We start from the raw sequence: 8806 nt of genomic DNA, 5'->3' as shown, positions 1-8806 counted from the left end.
CTAAAGTCCAGTCCTACAACCCCGAGAAGCAAGCTTCTCGGTTTGGGCTCTTCCCTCTTCGCTCGCCGCTACTGGGGGAATCGAATTTCTTTCTCTTCCTATGGGTACTTAGATGTTTCAGTTCCCCACGTCTACCTTCAACTAAGCTATGAATTCACTTAGCGATAACAGGCCGTTAGGCCTGCTGGGTTGCCCCATTCGGAAATCTCCGGTTCACAGTTTACTTACAACTCCCCGAAGCATATCGCAGTTAGTCACGTCCTTCATCGGCTCCTAGTGCCAAGGCATCCACCATGCGCCCTTAATAACTTAACCTCGCTTAATAATTCAAGCTATGAGTTTGCAATTAAGAACTAATTCTTGTTTTAACTCTTTAAAACGCGGTGTTTTCTCGGTTTTTCATTAAATAAGAAATAGAATAAATATCTAGTTTTCAAAGAACAAGTTCGATAGCTTACGCTATCAATGGAGCTTAACGGGATCGAACCGATGACCTCCTGCTTGCAAAGCAGGCGCTCTCCCAACTGAGCTAAAGCCCCATGAGTTAGAAATATTTCTATGTAAATGGGCCTAAATGGACTCGAACCATCGACCTCACGCTTATCAGGCGTGCGCTCTAACCAGCTGAGCTATAGGCCCATATTCGAGAAGTAAACCCCTCAAAACTAAACAAAGTTTTAAACCCCGTGTAGGTTTCCGTAATTTTCCTTAGAAAGGAGGTGATCCAGCCGCAGGTTCTCCTACGGCTACCTTGTTACGACTTCACCCCAATCATCTGTCCCACCTTAGACGGCTAGCTCCTAAAAGGTTACCCCACCGGCTTTGGGTGTTACAAACTCTCATGGTGTGACGGGCGGTGTGTACAAGGCCCGGGAACGTATTCACCGCGACATGCTGATTCGCGATTACTAGCGATTCCGACTTCATGTAGGCGAGTTGCAGCCTACAATCCGAACTGAGAACGGCTTTAAGAGATTAGCTTGCCCTCGCGAGTTTGCGACTCGTTGTACCGTCCATTGTAGCACGTGTGTAGCCCAGGTCATAAGGGGCATGATGACTTGACGTCGTCCCCACCTTCCTCCGGTTTGTCACCGGCAGTCTCGCCAGAGTGCCCAACTTAATGCTGGCAACTGACAACAAGGGTTGCGCTCGTTGCGGGACTTAACCCAACATCTCACGACACGAGCTGACGACAGCCATGCACCACCTGTCATTTTGTCCCCGAAGGGAAAATCTTATCTCTAAGATGGTCAAAGGATGTCAAGACCTGGTAAGGTTCTTCGCGTTGCTTCGAATTAAACCACATGCTCCACCGCTTGTGCGGGCCCCCGTCAATTCCTTTGAGTTTCAACCTTGCGGTCGTACTCCCCAGGCGGAATGCTTATTGCGTTAGCTGCAGCACTGAAGGGCGGAAACCCTCCAACACTTAGCATTCATCGTTTACGGTGTGGACTACCAGGGTATCTAATCCTGTTTGCTACCCACACTTTCGAACCTCAGCGTCAGTTACAGACCAGAGAGCCGCTTTCGCCACTGGTGTTCTTCCATATATCTACGCATTTCACCGCTACACATGGAGTTCCACTCTCCTCTTCTGCACTCAAGTCCTCCAGTTTCCAATGCAATTCTTCGGTTAAGCCGAAGGCTTTCACATCAGACTTAAAGGACCGCCTGCGTTCCCTTTACGCCCAATAAATCCGGACAACGCTTGCCACCTACGTATTACCGCGGCTGCTGGCACGTAGTTAGCCGTGGCTTTCTGGTTAGATACCGTCAATACAAGAACAGTTACTCTCTCGCATGTTCTTCTCTAACAACAGAGTTTTACGATCCGAAGACCTTCTTCACTCACGCGGCGTTGCTCCATCAGGCTTGCGCCCATTGTGGAAGATTCCCTACTGCTGCCTCCCGTAGGAGTTTGGGCCGTGTCTCAGTCCCAATGTGGCCGATCAACCTCTCAGTTCGGCTACGTATCATTACCTTGGTAGGCCGTTACCCCACCAACAAGTTAATACGCCGCGGGTCCATCCAAAAGTGATAGCCGAAACCATCTTTTACATAATGACCATGCGGTCATCATGGTTATGCGGTATTAGCACCTGTTTCCAAGTGTTATCCCCCTCTTTTGGGCAGGTTACCCACGTGTTACTCACCCGTTCGCCACTCAATTTTCAATCGGTGTAGCAAGCTACGATGATTGAAAAAAGCGTTCGACTTGCATGTATTAGGCACGCCGCCAGCGTTCGTCCTGAGCCAGGATCAAACTCTCATTTTAGAATTTGTGACTCATTTTTATACTAGCGAATTGACTTCGCAAATGTTTTGCAGTTGTTTCCAACTGACCCTACACATTTGGTTTGTCTAAAACTTTGTTCAGTTTTCAAAGATCTACTTCTTTGTCGTAGCGACAACTTTTATATATTATCATTTCAAAAATATAAAAGCAAGTAAAAATTATAATTTCTTAGTAAAATTAAATTTTATACTTTTTATACGACATTTAAAATTTTAACTGACCTTGTCATAATTGTCAACAACCAATTAAAATTTTCTTTCAAGCAAATACTTTCGTATCAGCAACGAATATTATCTTACCAACTATTTCTTGGCCGGTCAATCTTTTTTTACAAGTTTTTTAAAAATATTTTAAAGCCCGAATTATATTTAAAATCAGATTAAAAAGTTCGTATTATTCCAATCTAATAACTTAAATTCATTAAAATCATTCGTTTCTAAAACCGTAACACTCGTATTAGCCACTAACCCAGCAGCTCTAATTTCTTCAAAACTCTTTCCCAATAAGCTCTTAACAGCAAAAGAAATCACCAAAGCGTGGGCTGCCACCAAGACGTTTTCCTCAGCTTTAAATCCCTCTTCAAAAATCGACTTCAACCCAGCTTGCACCCGGTGGGTAAATTGATAATAATTCTCTCCGCCTAGTTTTTCGCCTTCAAACTGACTAGGATACTTTAAAAATTGCTCAAATAATTCTTCCCCTTGATGGGCTGCTACTAAATCACCATCCCACTTTCCAAAGTTCATCTCCCTTAGGTCCGCTATTTTCTTAATCTTAGGAGCTACCTCCCACTGATCAACTATATTTTGGGCTGTAACTACCGCCCGTTCTTGTGGACTAGCAAAAGCCCCCGCAAACTTAAGATCAGCTAAATAACTACCGACCTTTTGGGCATTAATAATACTTTCAGGAAGTAATGGTGAGTCAACCGCCCCACCCTGAAACCTTTTTGCCAAGTTAAATTCCGTCTTACCATGTCTCACTAAATAAAATCTCATCTGCCTACCCCTTCATTTAAAGATAACTTTATAGTAGCAATAGTAACTAGCACTAGCAAATTTTGCAAATAAAAATGCCCACCGCCCCTAAAAACGGTAGACATTTTTCCTACTATACTAATAACTAACAAATTAAACCTTTTGACCAAAAATCTGCATTTTAATCTTTTGCCCGGTAGGTGTTCCGGCTAGCCCACCAATTCCAGTTTCTCTCAATGACTCAGGAAGGTTCCGGCCAACTTTATCCATCGCAGAAATAACTTCGTCTGCCGGAATTTTGCTTACGCAACCTGCTAAGGCCATATCGGCTGAAATAAGCGCATTACCTGCCCCAATCGCATTTCGCTTGACGCATGGTAACTCTACCAAGCCTGCGATGGGATCACAAACCAAGCCCAACAAGTTACTGATAGCCATTGCCAAAGCCTGGGCACTCTGTTCAGCGTTACCACCAGCGGCTTCAACTGCGGCGGCAGCTCCCATTGCGGAGGCACTACCGACTTCGGCTTGGCAACCACCACTAGCTCCAGCAATGCAAGCCTGGTTGGCAATAATCATCCCAAAACCACCAGCTGTAAACAAGAACCTTATCATTTGTTCTTCACTTAAGTTTAGTCTTTCTTCTAACATAAACAATATCCCAGGTAAAGTTCCGGCAGAACCAGCTGTCGGGGTAGCACACACAACCCCCATTGCAGCGTTAACTTCGTTAGTAGAAATAGCTGCTTGGACCGCACTCATAACGGCGTCACCCGAGAGCGATTTGTGCTCTTGGCGATACTTCTTAATTAAGACAGCTTCCCCACCGGTCAAACCCGTCTTAGAGTAAACACCATCACCCGTTAACCCTCGTTTTACAGCGGCCCGCATCGTTTCGAGGTTGTTTTTCATCTTATCCCATACTTCTTGTCTAGAAGCACCAGATGTTGCGCATTCCTCCTGAATCATCAGTTCAGAAATAGGAATATTTTGTGACATTGATTTTTCAACTAATTCTTTGACACTTTCCATTTTAAAAATCTCCCAACCTTATAGACAAATTATCCCATCGTACTTAGAGGCTAAGCTCTTCTTAGTCTTATCGCGCATATAGTTTTTGATATTGAACTCATAGATATTGCACTCTTTTCCTTGTAGAACTTGCCGATTTTCAAAGGGTGCTACTCTTTCGATTTCTTTTGTTAAGGCTAATTCTTTTTCCTTATTCTTATCGCTATCTATATAAAGAATAATTGGCAGTGGTCCGGCTGGTCTGATTTCCATACCCCGTAGCATTATTTCTCTGATTTCGATTGCCCCACCACCAATAGAGCAACCTGATACCCGCATCTTTTTATCGCGACCTACCATATCTAAAACAGCTGTGTTAGGGTGATTAATCGGACTATCGCCCGGTTCTTCAATAAATTCAATCTCCAAGCCCATCTTCTTGGCTATTTCTTGAGAATTAGGAACACGAGGATCATCCGTTTCAAACCCCATTACCCCAGCGGTAATTGCATAATCTGTACCGTGACCCTTGTGGGTTTGTGCAAAGGAACCATAATAATGAACTGTTACTTCATCAGGAATTCCACCAAATAATTTGTTAGCGGCTTGCCCAATTGCAACCGCCCCCGCTGTATGGGAACTAGAAGGACCAATCATAACGGGACCGATAATGTCAAATACACTTCTGTAATTTCCACTCATCTTTCTTATCTCCTTTACTTGATTATGCTAGTAATTAAACAGCTGCGTGTCCATGAACTACATGGCCAGCTTCTTTTTCATCTTTAGCTTCACGAATTTCATCAATGGTGTGAATCTTAATGTCGGCATGGTTGAAGAAGTAAGCCCCAACGTATGCCCAAATCGTACTATTGATAAATATCAAAATAACTGCTATTAAAGTTTTTACGAGCGGATTCATTCCAAAAACAACGATCAATCCGGCCCAAGGAGTAGCCATCCCTGTAACTCTCACTACCAAGCCAAACATGGTTACAATAATACCATTGATTGCCCCGGCTACCAAGTTAGTTACAAAAATTGGAATTGGGTTAGCTGAAATGATGTCTAATTGAGTTAACGGTTCGATTGTGACCGCAATTGTGGTGGCGTCGTCTCCAAACTTCATCTTTCTAAAGAAGGAGAAGTTTAAGAAGGAGTTCCCTGTACAACCCAAAGCCCCAATAGCCATTGGTGTACCAACTAAACCAATTAAACTCGTCAATACCATTGATGATAGTGGGGTCATTCCTACTAGCGGAATAATTGCCCCTAAAACGGCCCCCATCACGTAAGGGTTACCTTTAGTTGCCGCTGTAATTGTACCACCAATTACAGTTAAAATTCCCATTACTCCTGGTTGGATTAAGGTTGCCACTAAATTAGTTAAGAGCGGAGCAACTAAAACCACGACGATTAAATCCAAACCACCGGTAACTCTTTTTTCGATTTCCTTAATTAAGAAGGAAATTAGGTAGGCAGCAATAAAAGCTGGTAATAATTTGAACTTCATCAAAGAAATTCCGACAATCATTGAAAAGACTGGGCTGATTCCAAACGCAAGTGGTACTAAGGCACCAGCAGCTAAACCACCCATTGAACCCATGACATCCCCGATTTGGCGTGCAATCTCAACGTGGAACACTTCACCAATCGCATAACTTAAAAATGCTTGTGGTAAGAAGGTAGCACAAGCTGCACCGGATAAAGCACTAACTGATTTACGACCATAAGGGGCTTTAAAAGTGAATAAACTCATAAGCGCAATTACTGCAAATAACATCAAAACGCCTAAAACAATAGACATAATTACTCGCCTCTTTTTTTGTTATTTTGATAATTAATTATCTTTCTGATAAAAGAGTATCACTTAGATAATATTTTTGCAAGCGCTCGCTTGTGGTTTTTTTCACTTATTAAAAGTTTTATTATTTTAGCCCGCGATTTAGCGGCTTTTTCTACAAAAAATCACTAATTATTAAACTTAAATTAGTTTTAGTTGCATAAACATATGTATCTTTAATCATATTTGTAGTAAAATGTTATATATAAGTATTATCAATCTGATAATAAACTATCATCTTATGGAGGGATAGCTATGGAAAGTAATGAAATTCGAACCTATATCGAATCTTTTATCCCGCTTGTTAAATTCATCGCAAGTATCTTGGGCCCTAATAGCGAAGTGGTCCTTAATGATGTTACAGACTTAGAACATTCTGTCATTCACATTGAAAACGCTAATATTACCCACCGTAAAATCGGTGACCCCGCTTCTAACCTAGCTTTGCGCACTATTAAGGCGGGTAAGAAAGAAAACCGCGATTTCATCGCTAATTACCGGGGCCGGGCTGGCAACACCAACCTTCGCTCCTCCACCTACTTCATCCGCTACCAAGGTCAAATTGTAGCTATGATTTGCGTCAACACTGATCAGTCCAGCTTAAATAATTTAACTAAACAACTAGAACTTGTCAACCAAGCATTCAACCTGCCGACCCATTCTTTGGAAGGCTATGATGACCCTAACCAGTCACAAGAACCGGTGGAACACTTTAACCAATCAAATGACTCCTTTTTAAAGAACGTTATTGCCGATAAGTGCCAGGAGTTAAATGTGTCCGTCAAGTACCTACGTAAAAAGGATAAACTAGCCATTATCCAGATTCTTTATAATGATGGCTACTTCTTATTAAAGGACTCCGTTGCCCATGTGGCTGCCGAACTAAGCACTTCGATTCCAACCGTTTACCGCTACTTAAACCAGGTTAAAAAATTAGATAACTAAGCAAAAACTGCCCCCACTTTAAAAGCGGAGGCAGTTTTTGGCTACTAACTAAAAAGCGCTGCTACTTTATCAGTAGCGGCGCTTCTTGCTTTATTAGTCTTGTTTAGTAATAACTTCTAACCCGTGTAAGTAAGGTCTTAATGCTTCAGGCACAGTAACCGTACCATCTTCGTTTTGGTAGTTTTCTAAAATAGCAGCTACCGTTCTACCAACGGCTAAACCAGAACCGTTTAGGGTGTGAACATATTGGAGCTTACCATTTTCATCCCGGTATTGAATCCGCGCCCGCCGTGCTTGGAAGGCTTCACAGTTAGAACATGAAGAAATTTCCCGGTAAGTATCTTGGGCTGGCATCCAAACTTCAAGGTCATGAGTCATAGCAGCACTAAAGCCCATGTCCCCAGTTGAAAGGGTAATTACATGGTAAGGCAAGCCTAATTTTTCCATGATGTTACCGGCATTCTTAGTCATCTTTTCCAATTCAGCGTATGAGTCTTCTGGCTTAGTGTACTTAACCATTTCGACCTTGTTAAATTGGTGCATCCGAATTAACCCACGGGTATCGCGACCAGCACTACCAGCTTCAGATCTAAATGATGGTGTTAAGGCCGTGAAGTAAACTGGTAATTTTTCAGTTGGGATAACTTCTTCACGGTAGTAGTTAGTCAATGGTACTTCGGCAGTTGGAACCAAGGTCATATCTTCACCGTTTACTTGGTAAACTTGGTCCTTGAACTTAGGGAATTGACCAGTCCCAAACATTGCCTTGGCTTTAACAATGTATGGAGGTAAGACTTCTGTATAACCTTCTTTAGCGTGTTCATCTAACATAAAGTTGTAAACGGCCCGTTCTAATTTGGCACCTAAACCTTTGTAAAAGACAAACCGTGCTCCAGAAACCTTAGCAGCCCGATCAAAATCGAGAATACCTAAGTCTTCCCCAATGTCCCAGTGAGCTTTAGGTTCAAAGTCAAACTTGCGTGGAGTTCCTACCTTGTACAATTCTACGTTGGCATCTTCATCAGGTCCAACTGGAATGGTTGGGTTAGGCATATTTGGTAGGCGGGCAGCCATATCATTAACACGTTCTTCAACGGCTGCTAACTTTTCATCAAGTTGCTTGATTTGTTCCCCGACTTCGCGCATTGCTACGATTTGTTCTTCGGCACTTTCACCATTACGTTTAGCGTTAGCGATAGCTTCTGAAACTTCGTTACGATGCTTCTTCAAATTTTCTGCTTCAACCAACAATTCCCGCCGCTTCTTGTCTTCAGCTAGTAAATCATCGATTTCTTTTTCTTCAACCCCACGGGTTGCTAAACGACGCTTATATTCTTCTACGTTATTACGCATGTCCTTCATATCTAACATAATAAAAACCTCCCTAGAGTTATATCACATCAAGGTTTACCTACCGTAGCTCAACTTTTTGCAAAAAATAAAAAGCCCTCTCATCCCCAACATTGGGACGAAAGGACTTCTTACGCGGTACCACCCAAGTTCAATGACAACTGTCATCACACTTAATTGAGTTAACGATCTCCCGTGCAGCATTACCTGCCCATACAACGAACGCTGGAGTTTCGGCTCATGATTCTCACCAACCATCATGTCTCTGGACTGCCTACTTATGGCGTACTCTGATGTTTCTTATAACTTACCTACATGGTAAATCATCTATTTTTAAAATTCAAGTCTTATTTTTACTTTTTGGTAATTTTTTATCTAAAAACT

Annotated in this window: 6 protein-coding genes, 2 tRNA genes and 2 rRNA genes (1 of these 10 cut by a window edge); 1 reads left to right on the top strand and 9 read right to left on the bottom strand. The window is 42.5% G+C overall.

Annotated elements, in window-relative coordinates:
• The 8 genes from N4597_RS01275 to N4597_RS01240 form a co-directional block, all read right to left on the bottom strand.
• Positions 1-315, bottom strand: a 23S ribosomal RNA gene (locus N4597_RS01275) (it extends 2603 nt beyond the left edge of the window).
• Positions 316-466: 151 nt separating this feature from the next.
• Positions 467-539, bottom strand: a tRNA-Ala gene (locus N4597_RS01270).
• 26 nt (positions 540-565) lie between these two features.
• A tRNA-Ile gene (locus N4597_RS01265) sits at positions 566-639 on the bottom strand.
• Positions 640-712: 73 nt separating this feature from the next.
• Positions 713-2275 (bottom strand): 16S ribosomal RNA (locus tag N4597_RS01260).
• The 16S and 23S rRNA genes sit together here with 2 tRNA genes alongside, the layout of an rRNA operon.
• A 395-nt stretch (positions 2276-2670) precedes the next feature.
• A complete protein-coding gene (locus N4597_RS01255) occupies positions 2671-3294 on the bottom strand; it encodes a histidine phosphatase family protein (protein WP_172584997.1) in 624 nt (207 codons plus the stop codon).
• A 132-nt stretch (positions 3295-3426) separates the two neighbouring features.
• Complete coding sequence (gene sdaAA, locus N4597_RS01250) at positions 3427-4305, bottom strand: L-serine ammonia-lyase, iron-sulfur-dependent, subunit alpha (RefSeq protein ID WP_050611249.1); 879 nt, start codon at positions 4303-4305, stop codon at positions 3427-3429.
• Positions 4306-4323: 18 nt separating this feature from the next.
• Positions 4324-4986, bottom strand: coding sequence for an L-serine ammonia-lyase, iron-sulfur-dependent subunit beta (gene sdaAB / locus N4597_RS01245; protein ID WP_050611250.1), 663 nt, complete (start codon positions 4984-4986; stop codon positions 4324-4326).
• Positions 4987-5020: 34 nt separating this feature from the next.
• Complete coding sequence (locus N4597_RS01240; protein ID WP_056976626.1) at positions 5021-6091, bottom strand: PTS sugar transporter subunit IIC; 1071 nt, start codon at positions 6089-6091, stop codon at positions 5021-5023.
• A gap of 291 nt (positions 6092-6382) precedes the next feature.
• Between N4597_RS01240 and N4597_RS01235 the strand changes: the two genes are divergently transcribed.
• Entirely contained in the window at positions 6383-7072 is a 690-nt protein-coding gene (locus tag N4597_RS01235; protein ID WP_089145185.1) for a helix-turn-helix transcriptional regulator, read from the top strand.
• Between the two features lie 93 nt (positions 7073-7165).
• Here N4597_RS01235 and serS read toward each other — a convergent pair whose 3' ends face one another.
• Positions 7166-8443 (bottom strand): serine--tRNA ligase, encoded by a 1278-nt coding sequence (serS, locus tag N4597_RS01230; protein WP_056976628.1) that lies wholly within the window; start codon positions 8441-8443, stop codon positions 7166-7168.
• Positions 8444-8806: the final 363 nt, after the last annotated feature.

Origin of the sequence: Ligilactobacillus agilis (genome assembly GCF_025311475.1) — a bacterium.
GTDB classification, from domain to species: domain Bacteria; phylum Bacillota; class Bacilli; order Lactobacillales; family Lactobacillaceae; genus Ligilactobacillus; species Ligilactobacillus agilis.
Note: the sequence above shows the minus strand (reverse complement) of the source record. Positions and strands in the feature narration are given on the sequence as shown.

Excerpts from the sequence above, each read along its gene's own strand:
- N4597_RS01255 (WP_172584997.1), bottom strand. The coding sequence starts at position 3,294 with ATGAGATTTTATTTAGTGAGACATGGTAAGACGGAATTTAACTTGGCA.
- sdaAA (WP_050611249.1), bottom strand. The coding sequence starts at position 4,305 with ATGGAAAGTGTCAAAGAATTAGTTGAAAAATCAATGTCACAAAATATT.
- sdaAB (WP_050611250.1), bottom strand. The coding sequence starts at position 4,986 with ATGAGTGGAAATTACAGAAGTGTATTTGACATTATCGGTCCCGTTATG.
- N4597_RS01240 (WP_056976626.1), bottom strand. The coding sequence starts at position 6,091 with ATGTCTATTGTTTTAGGCGTTTTGATGTTATTTGCAGTAATTGCGCTT.
- N4597_RS01235 (WP_089145185.1), top strand. The coding sequence starts at position 6,383 with ATGGAAAGTAATGAAATTCGAACCTATATCGAATCTTTTATCCCGCTT.
- serS (WP_056976628.1), bottom strand. The coding sequence starts at position 8,443 with ATGTTAGATATGAAGGACATGCGTAATAACGTAGAAGAATATAAGCGT.